The organism is Kitasatospora sp. NPDC036934, from assembly GCF_055608425.1.
Genome location: NZ_JBVJQR010000018.1, coordinates 23,197 through 38,392 on the forward strand (window position 1 = coordinate 23,197; position 15,196 = coordinate 38,392).

At 73.7% G+C, this 15,196-nt stretch carries 10 protein-coding genes; 9 read left to right on the plus strand and 1 reads right to left on the minus strand.

Going from position 1 to position 15,196, the window contains the following annotated elements; all coding sequences use genetic code 11:
• Positions 1 to 36: 36 nt before the first annotated feature.
• On the minus strand, positions 37 to 1,314 hold the full coding sequence (locus ACZ7BZ_RS26080) for an extracellular solute-binding protein (protein ID WP_470360409.1): 1,278 nt from the start codon (positions 1,312 to 1,314) through the stop codon (positions 37 to 39).
• Between the two features lie 353 nt (positions 1,315 to 1,667).
• Between ACZ7BZ_RS26080 and ACZ7BZ_RS26085 the strand changes: the two genes are divergently transcribed.
• From ACZ7BZ_RS26085 to ACZ7BZ_RS26125, 9 genes are all read left to right on the plus strand, one after another.
• Positions 1,668 to 3,158 (plus strand): transferase, encoded by a 1,491-nt coding sequence (locus tag ACZ7BZ_RS26085; protein WP_470360410.1) that lies wholly within the window; start codon positions 1,668 to 1,670, stop codon positions 3,156 to 3,158.
• Between the two features lie 78 nt (positions 3,159 to 3,236).
• Positions 3,237 to 3,944 carry a DUF4328 domain-containing protein gene (locus ACZ7BZ_RS26090; RefSeq protein ID WP_470360411.1) on the plus strand — a complete coding sequence of 236 codons (708 nt, stop codon included), beginning with the start codon at positions 3,237 to 3,239 and terminating at the stop codon, positions 3,942 to 3,944.
• Positions 3,941 to 4,423 (plus strand): RipA family octameric membrane protein, encoded by a 483-nt coding sequence (locus ACZ7BZ_RS26095; protein ID WP_470360412.1) that lies wholly within the window; start codon positions 3,941 to 3,943, stop codon positions 4,421 to 4,423. The genes ACZ7BZ_RS26090 and ACZ7BZ_RS26095 overlap by 4 nt, the downstream gene beginning before the upstream one ends.
• Complete coding sequence (locus ACZ7BZ_RS26100) at positions 4,420 to 4,710, plus strand: DUF7701 domain-containing protein (protein ID WP_380453017.1); 291 nt, start codon at positions 4,420 to 4,422, stop codon at positions 4,708 to 4,710. Before ACZ7BZ_RS26095 ends, ACZ7BZ_RS26100 begins: the two co-directional genes overlap by 4 nt.
• 264 nt (positions 4,711 to 4,974) lie before the next feature.
• The gene (locus ACZ7BZ_RS26105; protein WP_470360413.1) at positions 4,975 to 5,472 is read left to right on the plus strand and encodes a CU044_2847 family protein; all 498 of its coding nucleotides are present in this window, start codon (positions 4,975 to 4,977) and stop codon (positions 5,470 to 5,472) included.
• Positions 5,469 to 6,470: a trypsin-like peptidase domain-containing protein gene (locus ACZ7BZ_RS26110; RefSeq protein ID WP_470360414.1), complete on the plus strand. Its 1,002-nt coding sequence runs from the start codon at positions 5,469 to 5,471 to the stop codon at positions 6,468 to 6,470. Before ACZ7BZ_RS26105 ends, ACZ7BZ_RS26110 begins: the two co-directional genes overlap by 4 nt.
• Before the next feature lie 4 nt (positions 6,471 to 6,474).
• The gene (locus ACZ7BZ_RS26115) at positions 6,475 to 8,004 is read left to right on the plus strand and encodes a VMAP-C domain-containing protein (RefSeq protein ID WP_470360415.1); all 1,530 of its coding nucleotides are present in this window, start codon (positions 6,475 to 6,477) and stop codon (positions 8,002 to 8,004) included.
• 58 nt (positions 8,005 to 8,062) lie between these two features.
• Positions 8,063 to 9,094: an AAA family ATPase gene (locus ACZ7BZ_RS26120; protein WP_470360416.1), complete on the plus strand. Its 1,032-nt coding sequence runs from the start codon at positions 8,063 to 8,065 to the stop codon at positions 9,092 to 9,094.
• A 12-nt stretch (positions 9,095 to 9,106) separates the two neighbouring features.
• Positions 9,107 to 15,028: an SAV_2336 N-terminal domain-related protein gene (locus ACZ7BZ_RS26125; protein WP_470360417.1), complete on the plus strand. Its 5,922-nt coding sequence runs from the start codon at positions 9,107 to 9,109 to the stop codon at positions 15,026 to 15,028.
• The last annotated feature ends 168 nt before the right edge of the window (positions 15,029 to 15,196 follow it).

The following is a 15,196-nucleotide window of genomic DNA, read 5'->3' on the forward strand; positions in this document are numbered from 1 at the left end:
GGGTCGCCTTTCACGGGCGTCGTCCGTCCGGTGCCGTCACTTGTCGGCGACCGCGGCCTGGGCCTTCTTCTGCAGGTCGCCCAGCACCTTGGCCGGGTCGCCCGAGACGGCGCTGCCGATCGACTTCTTGATCTCGGCGGAGACCGCGTCCCAGGTGGTGTCGCCGAGCGGGTAGAACGCGGCGTTCGGCAGCAGGGCGAAGAACGGTGCGAGGTCCGGGTGCTTGCCGCCGGTGGTGAGGTCCTGCAGCGCGCTCTTGGTGACCGGCATCAGGTTGTACGTCTCGTCGAAGGCGAGCTGGTTGTCCTTGGCGTACACGAAGTCCAGGAACTTGCGGATCTGGTCGCCGTGCCCGTTCTTCTTGAAGGCCATCGTCCAGTCCGCCACCCCGAGGGTGGAGCTCAGCGGGCCGTCCTTGCCGGGGATGGGCGCGACCCCGTAGTCGACCTTGCCCGCCTGTGCCATCTGGATCAGCGACGGGTGCCCGTTCAGCATGGCCGCCTTGCCGGCCGCGAAGTCCGCGAACGCGGTCTTGCGATCGGTGGTGGCCGGGTTGGCGTAGGTCAGCCCCGGATCGACCAGGTTGGTCCTGAGCCAGCGGAAGGTGTCGATGTTCGCCTGGCTGTTCAGGGTGTACCCGCCGTCCTTGCCGGTCGGACCGCCGCCGGCGCCGAGCTCCCAGATCATGCTCTCGCCCTGGGCCTCCTCCGGGCCGAGCGGCAGCGCGTACGGCGTGACCCCGGGCGCCTTCGCCTTCAGCAGCTCGGCGTCCTTGCGCAACTCCTCCCAGCTGGTGGGTGGTTGGGTGATGCCGGCCTTCTGGAAGACCGTCTTGTTGTAGAACAGCGCCCGGGCCGAGGAGACGAACGGGATGCCGTACTGCACGCCCTTGACCTGTCCGGCGGTGGCGAAGCTGTCGATCAGATCGGCCCGGGAGGCGGGCGACAGCACGTCCTCCGCCTTGTACAGCAGGTCGTCGGCGACCTTGTCCGCGTAGCCGCCGGTCTGCAGGACGTCCGGCACGTTGCCGCTCTGGATCATCGTCTTGACCTGCTTGTCGATGTCGTTCCAGTTCACCACCTGGACGTCCACCTTGATACCGGGGTTGGCCGTGGTGAAGTCGGCGGCGACCTTGTTCCAGTAGTTCTTCGAGCTGTTGGACTCCTTGTCGCCGTAGTCGGCGGCCACCAGCTTCAGCGTCACCTTCCCGTCGGCGTCGGTTCCGCCGCCCCCACCGCCGCCGCTGCCGCAGGACGTGAGGGCGAGCGCACCGAGGGCACACGCCGAGACGAGGACCAGTACACGTTTGTCCACCGCAGTTACCGCCTTCGTGCGTGCTTGATCGGATGATCCAAGATGCTTGAAGAACACAGGTTTTGAGCAGTTTCGAAAGAGCAGCTTGCTGCTTCGGGTGGTTCATGTCAATCCTGGGCGCAGTTCTGAGCATGCCGCCGCCCGGATCGGGGCAGGCCGAAGGCGCTCTGCGCAGAATCGCTCAAACCGTCGCCCCGGCGGGTCGGGGGAGTCGCCCCGTGGCTCATATGTCGCTCAAATCTCTTCAGCTCTTGGTGAGTTGTGCCACATCATGGAAGCGTCCGGGACGTGCACCACCTCTTCTTCCGGGGGCAGTGATGAGCACGAGGGGGCGCTCGGCGCAGGGGCTCTGGATGTCCTCCGGCTTGCGGACGCTGGCCCGGGTGATCACCGGGACCGCGCTCCTCGCCGCCTACGTCGCGCTCCACCTGGCGATCACCGCAGTTGAGACCCGGCAGGACCACGACCGCTTCCACGACGGCCCTGCCCGCGCCACCGCGTTCACCGCCCTGGTAAACCGCTACGCGAGCGGCGACCCGACCGCCCGTGCCGAAGTCGGCGCGGCGCGGACGTGGTTCGAGGAGAACGCACCGCCCGGCCGGGCCCGGGCCACGGTCGCCGCCGCCACCGATCTCGTGGGCCATCGCCAAGGGGCCGCCGCCCGGGAGCGGGCCGGCGCGCTCGCGGCGGACGTCGAGCGGGACCGGGCGACTCTCGACCAGGACCTCCGTACCCAGACCCAGGCCACGCTGTGGCTCGCGGCGGTCGCCCTGGCGCTCGCCGGGCCCTCGCTCCGGCTGCGCCGCCGGCGCAGGGCGGCGAGCGCGGAAGCCGTTCGTACGGTCGGCCGGTTCGCCGAACGGCATCCACCGTGGCGCCGGCCGCTGTTCCTGATCGCGAGCGGCCTCGGCTACACCCTGTTCGTCGGCGGGATGTTCCTCGTCGGCGGGGCCCGGCGAACGGGCTTGGACGCTCCACCCGTGGCCGTCGAACTCCTGATGCTGTCAGGGGGGTTGGTCGCGCTCGGCGTGGGCTTCCTGGTCCTGCGGTACACCCGCCCCCGTTCGACCCGGAACGCGATCGCGGCCCTGCGGGCCGACGGCCGCCAGCCCGTGCTCTACCTCCGCAGCTTCGCCGACGACCGCACCGCGGCACAGATCGACGACGGACAGGAGCTCAACATCCACTCTCGTGAGGAACAACTCGCCGCCGCGCTGCGGGCCTTCGGCCCCGTGATCGCGGTGGGCAGACCGGGCGAGCCCCTGCCGCTCCTCGGCGCCGCACGGTTCTACCTGCCGCTGGACGACTGGCAACCGACGATCCTGCGGCTGATGGACCTGGCTCAACTCATCGTGCTGCGGGTGGGCGTCGGCGAGGGACTGCGGTGGGAGATCGAGCAGGTCATCGCCACCCAACCCGCCCGCAAGCTGCTCCTGCTGACACCGGGCCGGGTGAGGGAGGCGATCGACAGCCTGGACGGCCGACTGCCGGTGCCGCTGCCGCTGGAGGGGGTGGCAACGGACACGTCCTGGATCTCGGCCGCCGTCACCTTCGGCCCGGACTGGACACCGCAGGTGAGGGCGGTCCAGCCGGTTCCCGACCCGGAGGCCCCTCGCGGTGGGCTCCTGCGTCGCCTCAGAACGGGCCTGGAGACGATCGGGGAACCCTCACCGGGGCGTCGTACGGGCCGCGCGATGAAGGCCGCACTGGCAGCGGTGGGAGTCCGCGGCCGGATGGTCGTGATGCGCAGCGACAGCAACATGCTCGTCACCTTGGGCAAGGGCGCGGTGGCGATCGCCGTCCTGGCCCTGCTGCTCCGGCTGCTCGAACTCGCCGGTCCCTGAGAGCGCCGAGCCGGAACCGGCGCCGGGCGGGGGAGTCCGGCGTGACTTCGAGGACAGCGACGTCAACGGAGGGAAACCATGAACGACGCACAGTACGGCGGCACCGGTCGCACGAGCGACGCCCGCACGGATCGACGCAGGCCGCTGGCCGGCTGGGCCGCCGCCGCGGCGGTGCTGATCGCGGTCGCCGTCCTGCGGGAGGTGTTGCTCGCGGTGAGCAGCTGGCGCGACTACCTGCTCATCCACGACTACCTCAACGGGGCGGCCACGGAGGCGGATCTGGAGGCCGCCGACGCGGACGTGCTCACGACGGTGGTGTCGTCGGTGGCGGCGATGTTCGTGGTCTGGATCGCGGCCGGGGTGCCGTTCCTCGTCTGGCTGTGGCGGGCGCGGGTCAACGCCGAGGCGATCGGGGGCCGCGACTCGCAGCGCCGGGCCCGGTTGTGGGTGGTCGGGGCATGGACGTCCCCGGTGGCCAACCTCTGGTACCCCTACCAGGTCGTCTCGGACATCTGGCAGGCCAGCGCTCCTCGGCGGCGAGCCTCCGCCACCTTGGTCAAGGCCTGGTGGGCGTGCTACCTCCTGGCCCAACTCGTCAAGCCGATCCAGTGGCGCATGGCTTCCCCCGGGCACTGGGAGAGCGAGCAGGACGTGCTGTCCAGCGCGTACGTGACCACCCTGCTCGCGGCGTTGGTGCTGGCGGCCGGTGTGCTGGTCATCCCCGTCATCAGGCAGGTCACCGCCTGGCAGACCGAGGCGCCGGGGACCGCGGGCGGTGGGCGGTGAGCACGGTATCCGCACGTCCCCCCGAGGAGCCGCCGGGTCAGCCGCCGGAACTCCTGGAGCTGTACAAGCTCGCGGTGGAGATGGCCGACCGGGTGTCCGCCCGCCGCGGCGCCGCCAACGCCTTCTTCCTCTCCGTGCAGACCGCCCTGGTCACCGTCGTCGGCCTCGGGATTCCCCAGCTGCGGGAGACGGCGTGGTGGGCGGTGGTCGCCGTCACCGCGGCGGGCCTCACGCTGTCCGTCGCGTGGTGGCTCCAGCTGCGCAGCTACCGGGACCTCAACACCGCGAAGTTCAAAGTCATCAACGCGATCGAGAACAACCTGCCGGCCAAGGTCTTCACCGACGAGTGGAGCCACCTCAAACAGACCCCGCGCCCGGGCTACAAGCGGTACGCGGAACTCGGCATCTCCGAACGGCTCGTTCCCTGGGTGTTCGCCGCGGTCTATCTGGTCATCCTCACGGGCACACTGCTCGAATGACCTATCTTGACGATCTCGCCGATCTCATCCGCTCGTGCCTGCCGCCCACCGCCGTGCCCCCGGCCGACTCCGACGCCCTCTTCCGCAGCTATGCCGTCCTGCTCCGAGCGAAGGGGGAGCTGGTCACGGACGAAGACGTCCACGACGCCTGGTCGGCCTGGATGCAGTCGGTGAACGCCACCCATCGCGCCCTGGTCCCCTTCCAGGACCTCCCTCCGGAGACCCGGGCGTTCGACACCCCGTACACGGAGGCGATCCGGGCGGCGGCCCGCAAGGTCGGACGGTGACCGGCAGGTGCCCCGAGCCCGGCAGTGCTGCCGCTGAGGCGAGGGACCGCACCCCGTGAGGGCTCCGCCCGAATCCGGGTATGGGCACCCGTCACCTACCAGGAGCAGGAGGCCCCGGACCGGTAGAAGATGATCGAGCAGGCCGCGCGGTCGCGGTATTGTGGCGCGCGCAGTCGGGGAGGCTGCGGGCCGGGGCGGCGGTTCGGGCGTGCGGCCCGGCCGGTGGCTCCGACGCGTGGTTCGGACGTTCGGGAGGGGAGCAGCGTGGCCGGGGACGTGACGGTGGAGACGATCGACCTGGGGGACGGCACCACGGTGCGGGCCGAGGTGATCGGCGAGGTGGGCTTCGCTGCGGCCGGGGACGAGGACGGCTTCGGCGACGTGGCGCTGCGGGACCGGGCCGCCCGGGTCGGCTCGGCGGTGGCGCTCTCATTGGACCAGGTGCGCGGCACGGTGCAGGGCATCGGGCGCTGGGCGGCGGAGACCATCGCCCAGGGCGGGTCCGGGGCGCCGGATTCCTTCGAGGTCGAGTTCGGGCTCAAGTTGGCGGTGAAGTCCGGGCAGTTGCTCGGGATCATCGCGGAGGCCGGGAGCGAGGCGGGGCTGACCGTCAAGCTCTCCTGGGACCTCGCGGCGCGGCGCGAGCGGGCGAACGGCGGCTCGGCGGGCAGTGGCGCGGTGGGCGGCGGCCCGGCGGGCGGTGCGACGGCCGTAGGCGGTGCCGAGGGTGCCGAGGCCACCACCCCCGCCGCCGCGGAGTGACCGGCCCGCACCTCGACCGCGCCCGGGCCGAGGCGCTGCACCGCTGTGCCGTCAGGATCGAGGCGTTGAAGGGCTTCCGGGGCAGTGGCTTCCTGGTCGCCCCCGGCCTGGTGCTCACCTGTGCCCATGTCGTGCTGGACCGCTCCGGGGCGGCCGAGGGGCTGGCCGTCCGGCACGGTTCGGGCGCCCACCCGGTGGAGCCCGGGGCGGTGCGGGCCGAGCCCGACACCATGGGCGGCGGCTCGTTCGAACCGTTCCCCGACCTCGCGCTGCTCGACGTCCCGACGCTGGCCGGAACCGGCCACCCGGTGGCGTCGCTGGCTGACGGCGAGGCCGAGCCGGGCACCTGGCTGACCGCCCTGGGCTACTCCACGAAGACCCCCACACCCGGCGCCAGCGCCGACACCGCGGCGCTCCGGGTCGTCGGCCGCTCCGGGGAGTTCGTCGGCGTCACCGGCTTCGTCCAGCCCGGCTTCAGCGGCAGCATGCTGGCCGGGCCGGACGGCCTGGTGCGCGGAGTGCTCAAGGGCACCCGCTCGGACAAGCAGGACCTGGGCGGCTGGTACGTCCCGCTGGCGGCGCTGCTCGCCTTCCTCGGCCCGGCGGTCCGGCCGGTCACGCCGGTCACGCCGGTCATGTCAATCACGCCGGTCGTATCGGTCACGCCGGAGCCGTCCGAACCACTGCCCACCGACGCCGAGTTGGTGGCGGCCCTGATGGCCGTCCCGTACACGGCGCGCGCCGACGGGCGGTTCGACCTGCTGGAGCGGATGGGCGAACACCTCGGCCTGCCGCACTCGTTCGAGGTCGAGGAGCGTGCCGACCGCCGCGACCACCTGTTCCGGATCGTCCGCCGCTGCCGCCACCATCGCGACGTCCCGGCGGCGCTTCGCGCGCTGTCCACGGCACTGGAGGAACTCGCCCCGTACGACGGCGCGTTGGAGCGGCTCCGGGCCCTGGTGGAACGGGCGGCGGCCGGCGGCCCGGGGAGCAGGTAGAGCGATGACCGCAGGGGCGTACGGCGACTGGTCGCCGCAGGCCGCCGTCGAGCCGGGGTGCCGCACCGCGCCGCCGATCGAGGCGGCCGAGGGCCTGCTGACCGAGATCCTCTTCGAGTTCCAGGGGATCTCCCGGCGGGAGTTCCGGCAGGGCGTCCTGGAGACGATGGGCCGCTCCCCGTCCTCCCGGATGTTCCACCTGGACGTCAAGGAGGCCGACACCGCCCGCGAGCACGTCCGGGAGATCCTGCGGAGCATCCGCCGCGCCCCCGACCCCCGGGCCGTGCTCGGCTCGCTCGGCGAGGCGCTCAGGGCCCACGAACCCTACGACGGTGCGTTGCCCTGGCTGGAGCTGGTGGTGCTGGCACTGACCGCCGACACCGGCCTGGCTCCCGAGCTGCTGCTGCGCGTCATCGCCCTGCTGCGCGCGCTGACGCCCCCGCCCGGCCCCCACCAACTGATCGGCCACGTTCCCCCGCAGGCCCCCGGCCGCCACCGGATCGACGAACGGACGACGCTGCCGGAGATCCTGGGCCGGCTGCTGGACCGCTTCGGCGGGCCCGACGCCGGGCATGCGCTGTCCTTCCTCGACGGGCTGGCGCGGGACCGTGAGCTGACCCTTCGCCATCCACAACTCGGCACCTTGTCACGGTTGTTGAGCAGCGTCACGGCCGCCCGCCCGGCGCCGCGACAGGAGGCGCCCGGCCGGTTGATCGTGCAGATCCGGCTGGAAGCGGAGACCCCGGAGCACATCGAGGCGGCCCGCTACCACCTCCGGGCGTCCTGCTACCGCCAGCCGGCGGCCGGCGGGCCGATCGAGCGCCTCCACGACCTGGTCGCCGCCGACTCGCTCGCCCTGGAAGACCTGGTCTCCGAGGGCAGCGCCCGCCTGGCCGGCTGGCAGGCGCTCTTCACCGAGCTGGCCAGGAACCGGCGCAGCCCGGTCCGGATCGAGTTCCTGCTGCCCAGGGCCCTGCTCGGCCACAGCGCCGACCTGTGGTCCCCGACCCCCGCGGGCCACCGGATCGGACTGCTGCACCCTGTGGTGGTCCGCTACCTCGACCGCTACACCAACCCCTGGCTACAGATCCCGGCCTGGTACGAGCGCTCGGAGCACCTGCTCGCCGACACGCCCGACTGCGAGGCCGTCGACCGGATCGGCTGGCCGCCGCTGCACCCCGAACGCGCCGCCGACCTGCCCGGCTGGCTCGACGGCCGGCCCACCGTGGCCTGCCTCGGCCTCGACACCCCGTACGACGAGCTCGACCCCCGGGTGCGCGCGGCCGTGCTCGACGCCGTCGAACTCGACGGCGTCCCGGCCATGTTGTGGCGCCGGGTGCCCGGCGCCCCGACCGACGTGGTCGACGCCCTGCGCCGCGACCGCCCACGCTCCCTGGCCCACCTGCCGGAGGCCGTCCACCGGCACCGCAAGGTCACCAGGGCGGCACCGGCCCAGGACGGCGTCACGCTGTTCTGGGACGACCCCAACTGCATGGACCCGGATCAGGACGCCGGCTTTCCGGGGATGGTGTGATGCGGACGGCAACGACGGAGCGGCACACGATGAGCACGACGAGGACGAGGCGGTAACGATGCCCGAGAACTGGTGGATCTACCGGGGCACCGGCGTGCCCCACGGCGGCATCGCCGCGCTCCCGCCCGCCCCCGCCTGGCGCTCCTTCGGCGACTGGGTCGAGAGCGAGGACGAACTGCCCCCGCCCCCGGCCGACGCCGCCGGCCCGACCGCCCGCCGGCTCGGCCGCATCCAGCAGGCCATCGCCTACCAGGCCGACGACCGCGAGATCCACCTCGTCAACCTGGCCCTCCACCTGCGCCGCCCGCTGCTGATCACCGGCAAGCCCGGCGTCGGCAAGTCCACCCTCGCCTATGCCGTCGCCCACGAGCTGGGCCTCGGTCCGGTGCTGCGCTGGCCCATCAGCAGCCGCTCCACCCTGCGTGACGGCCTCTACACCTACGACGCCATCGGACGGCTCCACGAGGCGGGCCTGCGCACCCCCGAGGGCCCGGACCGACAGCCGCCCGCCATCGGCCAGTTCCTGCGCCTCGGCCCGCTCGGCACTGCGCTGCTGCCCTGGCGGACCCCGCGCGTCGTTCTCGTCGACGAGATCGACAAGAGCGACATCGACCTGCCCAACGACCTCCTGAACGTCTTCGAGGAGGGCGAGTTCGAGATCCCCGAACTCCAGCGCCTCGGCCCGGTCCCGCAGGAGGTCGCCACCGCCGACCCGGGCCGGCGGGCGACCGTCCGCGGCGGCCACGTGCGCTGCGCCCACTTCCCGCTGGTCGTCCTCACCAGCAACGGCGAACGGGAGTTCCCCTCGGCACTGCTGCGCCGCTGCGTCCGCCTGGAGATCCAGCCGCCCACCGAGGACCGGCTGGCCGCCATGGTCGCCGCCCACCTCGGCGCTGACCGTTCGGCCGACGGCGCCCAACGCGCCGCGCTGATCAGCGAGTTCCTCCGCCGCCAGCGCGAGGACGGCGCCGACCTCGCCAACGACCAACTGCTCAACGCCCTGCTGATGGCCGAGCGCGGCCTGTGGGGCAGCGGACCGGGGCGCGACGTCATCCGCGACGTCCTGCTGCGCCCGCTCAACGAGGGCTGAGGCGGCGGTCGGGTGAGTAGCGACTTCGGCACGGGCCCTGGTACGGCCGGGGAGTCCACGGCGCGGTCCGTGCTGCGGCAGGCGCTGGCCGCGCTGGTCGCCCCCGACGGCGGGCAGGCGGAGCCGCAGGACCTGGCCGACGTGCTGTGGATCTCCCGCCTCGCCGGCCTGGGTCCGCTGCCCGACGGCGACCCGGAGCAGCCCGCCGACCGGCCCCCGCCACCGACGGCCGTCACCCCGCCGCCCGGCACCCCGCAGCGGACCGACCCCGGGCCCGACCCCGACCCCGGGCCCGATCGGCCGACCGAACCCGAACCGCCCGCGCCCATTACCCCCCAGCCCGACCCCAAGGTCCGGCTCCACCCCCGCAGCGCCCCCACCGGCCCCGGCCGGCCGGAGGCCGTCGCCCCCGCGGCCGAAGTCGTCCAGGTCACCCGGCCCACCGCCCTGCCCGGCGCCCTGGCGATCGCCCGCGCCCTGCGCCCGCTGCGCCGACCGCTCACCCAACGCCCCGGCGGCCGACGGCCGTTGCACCTCGACGAGGAGGCCACGGCGGCGGCCACCGCCGAGGCCGGCGTCCTGCTGCCGGTCTGGCGGCGGGCCCGGCCCCGGTACTCCGTCGACCTGCTGGTCGACACCGGCGCCACCATGGCCGTCTGGCACGACCTGGCCGGCGAACTCGCCAGCCTGCTGGAACGCCACGGCGCCTTCGACGAGGTGCGCACCTGGTCCCTCGACACCGACCGGGACACCCCGCACCTCACCCCCTTCCGGCGCCGCCGCACAGCTGTGCCTCAGCCCGCCGTACCTCAGCCCGCCGGGCGCGACCGCAACTGGGCCCGCCCACTCGTCGACCCGCACCGGCGCCGCATCCTGTTCGTCCTCACCGACGGCGTCGGCCCCGCCTGGTACGGCGCCGAGCTGGTGCCCTTCCTCGCCCGCACCGCCGCCACCGGCCCGGCTGCCGCCCTCCAGGTACTGCCCCGCCGCCTCTGGCACCGGACCGCGCTGCGCCCCGCCCCCGTCGAGGCCCGGGCCGCCACCCATGGCCGCCCCGTGCCCGTCCTGCGCACCGACACCACCCTGCCCGGCATCCCGCGCGGCAGGGCCGGCGAAGCCGCGCGCGCGGCAGTGGGCTGGCTCCCGCTGCTGGAGATCGACGCCGACTGGCTCGCCCCCTGGGCCGACCTCACCGCCGGCCGCACCACCGGCTGGACGCCCATGCTCGCCGCACCCCTCAGCGGAGTGCCCCGGCCACGCCGCCCCCGCGCCGGGGACACCGCCCCGCGCCCGGCCGCCGACCGGGTCGCCGCGTTCCGGGCCGGCAGTTCCCCGAACGCCTACCGCCTGGCCTGCCACCTGGCGGCGGCACCGCTCAGCCTGCCGGTGATGCGGCTGGTCCAGCGGGCCACGGTGCCGGAGTCGGGGCAGCGGGAACTGGCCGAGCTGTTCCTGTCCGGGCTGATCGAGGTGCGGGAGAAGGCCGCCGACCCGGACGAGGTGGTGTACGACTTCGTCGACGGCGTCCGGGAGGAACTGCTGGGCGAGCTGACCCGCACCGAGTCGGTACGGGTGCTGGACCACGTGCTCGCCAAGGTCTCGGGGCGGGTCGCGGCCACCTTCGGCGGGACGCTCGACTTCCGCGCCCTGGCGGCGAGCGCGGGGGAGGGCCGCCACCGGCTGCCCGAGCGCAGCCGCCCCTTCGCCGAGGTCGCGGCGACGGTGCTGGCCGGAGCCGGCGGCCAACACGCGGCGATCGCGAGGAATTTGGGCAGCGCGATGGCCGGCCGGGCGATCCGGGCGCTGCTCACCCCGCCGCCGCCGATCGTCAGCCCGCCGGACCCACCGCGGATGATCGGGCGGGACCACGAACTCCGCGTGCTCGCCGAGGCCTGCGAGCCCGGGGGCACCCGGACCCGGATGGTGGTGATCGAGGCCGCCCCCGGCATGGGCCGGCGCCGTCTCGTCCAGGAGTACGCCCAGCGCCACGGCGGCCGGCACGCCTTCGTCCACTGGATCGACGGTCGGACGGCCCGCACGGTGGGGAACGGATTCGAGCGGCTGCGGGCCGCTCTCGCCGCGGACCGTACCGAGCCCCTCGGCGAGACCGTCAAGGACCACCCGAACTGGCTGGTCGTCGTCGACGACCTGGGATCGGGCGCCCTGTACCCGCGCGAACTCGCCCAGCTGATCGACTCCGATGCGGGCCGCTTGATCGTCACCACCGACACGCGCCAGAAGAAGCCGTTCCTCCAGTCCGCGACGACCATCACCCTCGGCTTCCTCACCGAGGCCGAACTGCGCGAGGAGATCCGCCACCGCCTCGGCGACGCCTACCAACGGATCGAGCACGCCCAGGAGTTCCAGCACCTGCTGGACCGGATGCCCCGGCGCCCGGACGAACTGGCCACCTGGCACCTGGACGAGCAACTGGCCGCCCTGGTCGGCCGGGCCGGGGCGGGGGACTCCTCCTCCAACGTCCGGAGCTTCCGGCTGCCTAGTCCGGCGCTGGCGATGGCCGCGGTGTCGCACCCCCCAGGCTGCCTCGCCGTGTGCGGGGCGGACCGCCTGATCCGCTACATCGACATGACGACCGGGCAGGAGGCGCGGCCCCCGTTGGCCCTGGAGGAGCAGATCTCGGAGATCGTCGCCATGGCCGAGGCCGACAACGCGCCATTCGTCCTGATGACGGCGGATCCCGCCGGTGGTCTCCGCTACTGGGAGATCGGCGACGGCTCCTTCGTGACGAACTGGCGCGCCCTGGTCGAGCCGCCGACGGCCATGGCGCCCTTCGACCACGCGGACGGACAGCGGTACCTCTGGACGGCGAATCTCGACGGCCGAATGCGCCTGTGGCGCCCGCAAGGCACCGCATTGGTCGCGGAGTTGCCGAGCCTCGCCGGTGGCCACCGCTCCTGGGCGATGACCACGCTGCCCCAGCCCGACGGTCCCTCGCTCCTGATCGGCGTCGACCCGACCGGCCGCCTCCACCGCTGGCGGCCCGATGACCCCTCGACCGTCGAGTCCTTCGCCGCCGCCGTCATCGACCCCGGCCGGGCGCGCACCATCGTCGGGATCACCGGCGACGAGAACCGCTGCGTGATCGCCTCGATCGGCGACCGGGACACCCACGTCCACATCTGGGAATTCGAGGGCCACTGGCGTGCCGACCAGCGGGGGGAGACCGAACAGCCGCTACTCGCCAGCCGCTTCCGCCTCATCGAGCGGATCGCCCAGGGCCGGCAGAGCGAGATATGGCGGGCCCGGGACGAACGGGACGGCACGACCGTCGCGGTGAAGTCCTTCGACCGCGAGCGCCTGCCCGCCGCCCTGGGGGCGGACCCCTTCCTGGACCAGACCGGGAGGCTCGCGGACCTCGACCACCCCGGCATCGTCGCCTGCCGGACCGCCGGCATCGACCCCGAACGCCTCTACCTGGTACTCGAGTTCATCGATGGCCCCGACCTGAGCACGATGCTCGACGGGGAGCCGCTGCCCCCGTACGAGGCAGCGGCGATCGCCCACGGTGTCGCCGAGGCGCTGGACTACCTGCACGGTCGCGGGATCACCCACGGCAGGATCGAGCCCGCCAACATCCTCATCCGCCCGGACGGCCGCCCGGTCCTCTGTGACTACGGGATCGACCTCGCGGGGGCCGGCCCGGCGGACCGGGCGGACGACCTCCACGCCCTCGGCAACCTCCTCCAGCAGACCGGCGTCCCCCAGGCCCTGCAAGGACTCGTCCTCGAACTGCTGCACCCGGACCCGCGCCGCCGGCCGTCCGCCGCCGAGGCCGCCCGGCGGATCGACGCCTCGGGCGCCCTGCGCCGGCCCGACCGCACACCGGAGCCCCCGCTCAGGTTCACCCTGCTCGGGGAGGTGCGGGTCTGGCGCGGGGACGAGCCGATCGACCTCGGGCCGCAGGAGCGGGGGGCGGTGCTCGCCGCCCTGCTGAGGTACCGGGGCCGTCCCGTCCGGGCCGAGGTCCTGCTCGACGCGGTCCGGCCCCAGCACACCTCGTCCGCCCAGGAGATCGACGAAGTGTGGGTCCATGTCCAGGAGTTGGAGAGACTTCTCAACTCGCCCTCGGCTCCGCGAGCCGTGCTGGAGGAGCTGGCGGACGGCCACACCTGGGTCCTGAACGTCGCCGCCGAACAGATCGACGTCGTCCTCTTCGAACGGGCCCTGGAACGCGCCGAGGCCGCCCTCGCGGACGGCGCCCCGGGCTCGGCCCGACGCCACGCCGAGGAGGCCCTCGACCTCTGGCGGGGAACACCGCTGCCGGGCCTGTCCGGGCCTTCGGTGGAGCCGGAGCGGACCCGCCTCAACGAACTGCACCGACGCGCGGTGGAGTTGACCCTCGAAACCGCGCCACCGACCGCGCGCCCGGACGGCCGCCTCACCTACTCCCTGCTCGGCCCGCTGCGCGTCCGGCGCGGCGAGCAGCCGGTGCGCGTCGGCTCACCGCATCAGGAGGCCGTCCTCACCGCCCTCCTCCTGCACGCCCCGGTGGCCGTGCCGATCGCCAGCCTGATCAACGCGGTCTGGGGCGACCAGCCACCGCCCGATGCCAGGGCGGTGGTGCGCAGCCATGTGTCCCGGCTGCGCAACGCCCTGGGCGACCGCACCGGGTCGCGCGGTGCGGCCGATCTCCTCCAGTCGGTGAGTGACGGCTACCGGCTGACCGTCGACCGGGGCTCGCTCGACGCGGCCGTCTTCACCGAGCGGCTGGCCGCGGCCGCGCGGGCGGAGCAGGCCGGCAACCTGGCCGCAGGCCACGAGCTGCTGCGCTCGGCGCTCGACCTCTGGCAGGGCTCCGCGCTGGACGGCGTCCCCGGTCCGTACGCCTCCTGGGAGCGGACCCGGCTGACCGAGCGCCGGATGGCCGCCACCGAGGACCTGTACGCCACCGGGCTGGCACTCGGGCGGCACGAGGAGTTCGTCGCGGAGATCGAACTGCTCGTCGCCGCGCACCCGTTGCGCGAGAGGCTGGGCGCCCTGCTGATGCTCGCCCTCTACCGGTGCGGGCGGAAGGCCGAGGCCCTGGAGGCCTTCGGGCGGCTGCGGGCGCGGTTGGGGCAGGAGTTCGCCGTCGAGCCGGGACCGGTGGTGACCAGGCTGCACCGGATGATCCAGGAGGACGACCGCGAGCTCCACCGCCCGGGCCGGGCCGAGGCGCTCGTGGTGCCGCAGGGCGGAACGACCGCGCCCGCCGGGGTGGACGCCGGCCGGCTCCCGCGCGGCGACGCCCCGCAGGGCGTGGCGATCGGGCTGGGTGTCGCCGAACAGGCGCCGGTCTTCGTGGACTTCGAGACCGACCCGCTGTTCGCGGTGTTCGGCGACGCCGGCTCCGGGAAGACCGCCCTGCTCCGCTTCCTGGTCAAGCAGCTCACCGAGCGCTACACCCCGGACCAGGCGGGCTTCCTGGTCTTCGACCGCCGCCACGCGCTGCTCGACGCGCTGCCGCCCGACTACCTGGTCCTCCACGCCTCGAGCGTCCCGGAGTTGGAGACCCTGGTCCGGACCCTGCGGGTCGCCGCGAACAGCCGTACACCGGGCAATCGGCGGCACAAGGACGTCTTCCTGATCGTGGACGACCACGAGCTGATCGCCGCCGACCTCGCCGCGGAGGAGGAGGACCCGCTGAACCTGCTGGTCGAATTCCTGCCCCAGGCAGGCGAACTGGGCCTGCGCGTGATCATCGCCCGCCGCTGCGAGGGCGCCGGCAGAGCCCGCGCCTCCCAGCCGTTCCTGCGCACCGTCTGCGACCTGGGCCCCCACGGTGTGGTACTTCCCGGCCAGGAACAGGAGGGTCCCCTGCTCGGCGCCGTCGCCCCCCAGCCGCTCCGCCCGGGCGAGGGGATCCAGGTGACGCCGGAGAACCCGTCCGGAACCCTGATCCAGGTCGGCTGGATGCCGACCGGCACCGGCTGACGTCCGGCACCGGCTGACGTCCGGCACCGGCTGACGTCCGGGACGGGCTGATGGCCGGGACTGACGCGGGTCCGTTCCTGCGGGGGAGCGGCGGACACGGCGACGCGCCCGGCCGAGCCGCGGCGCGGCCCGGCCCCGGCTCTTCCTGCTCGTCCTCAGCCTCGCCGC

Coding starts and splice junctions, on each gene's coding strand:
- ACZ7BZ_RS26085 (WP_470360410.1), top strand. CDS start 1,668: ATGTCCTCCGGCTTGCGGACGCTGGCCCGGGTGATCACCGGGACCGCG.
- ACZ7BZ_RS26090 (WP_470360411.1), top strand. CDS start 3,237: ATGAACGACGCACAGTACGGCGGCACCGGTCGCACGAGCGACGCCCGC.
- ACZ7BZ_RS26100 (WP_380453017.1), top strand. CDS start 4,420: ATGACCTATCTTGACGATCTCGCCGATCTCATCCGCTCGTGCCTGCCG.
- ACZ7BZ_RS26115 (WP_470360415.1), top strand. CDS start 6,475: ATGACCGCAGGGGCGTACGGCGACTGGTCGCCGCAGGCCGCCGTCGAG.
- ACZ7BZ_RS26120 (WP_470360416.1), top strand. CDS start 8,063: ATGCCCGAGAACTGGTGGATCTACCGGGGCACCGGCGTGCCCCACGGC.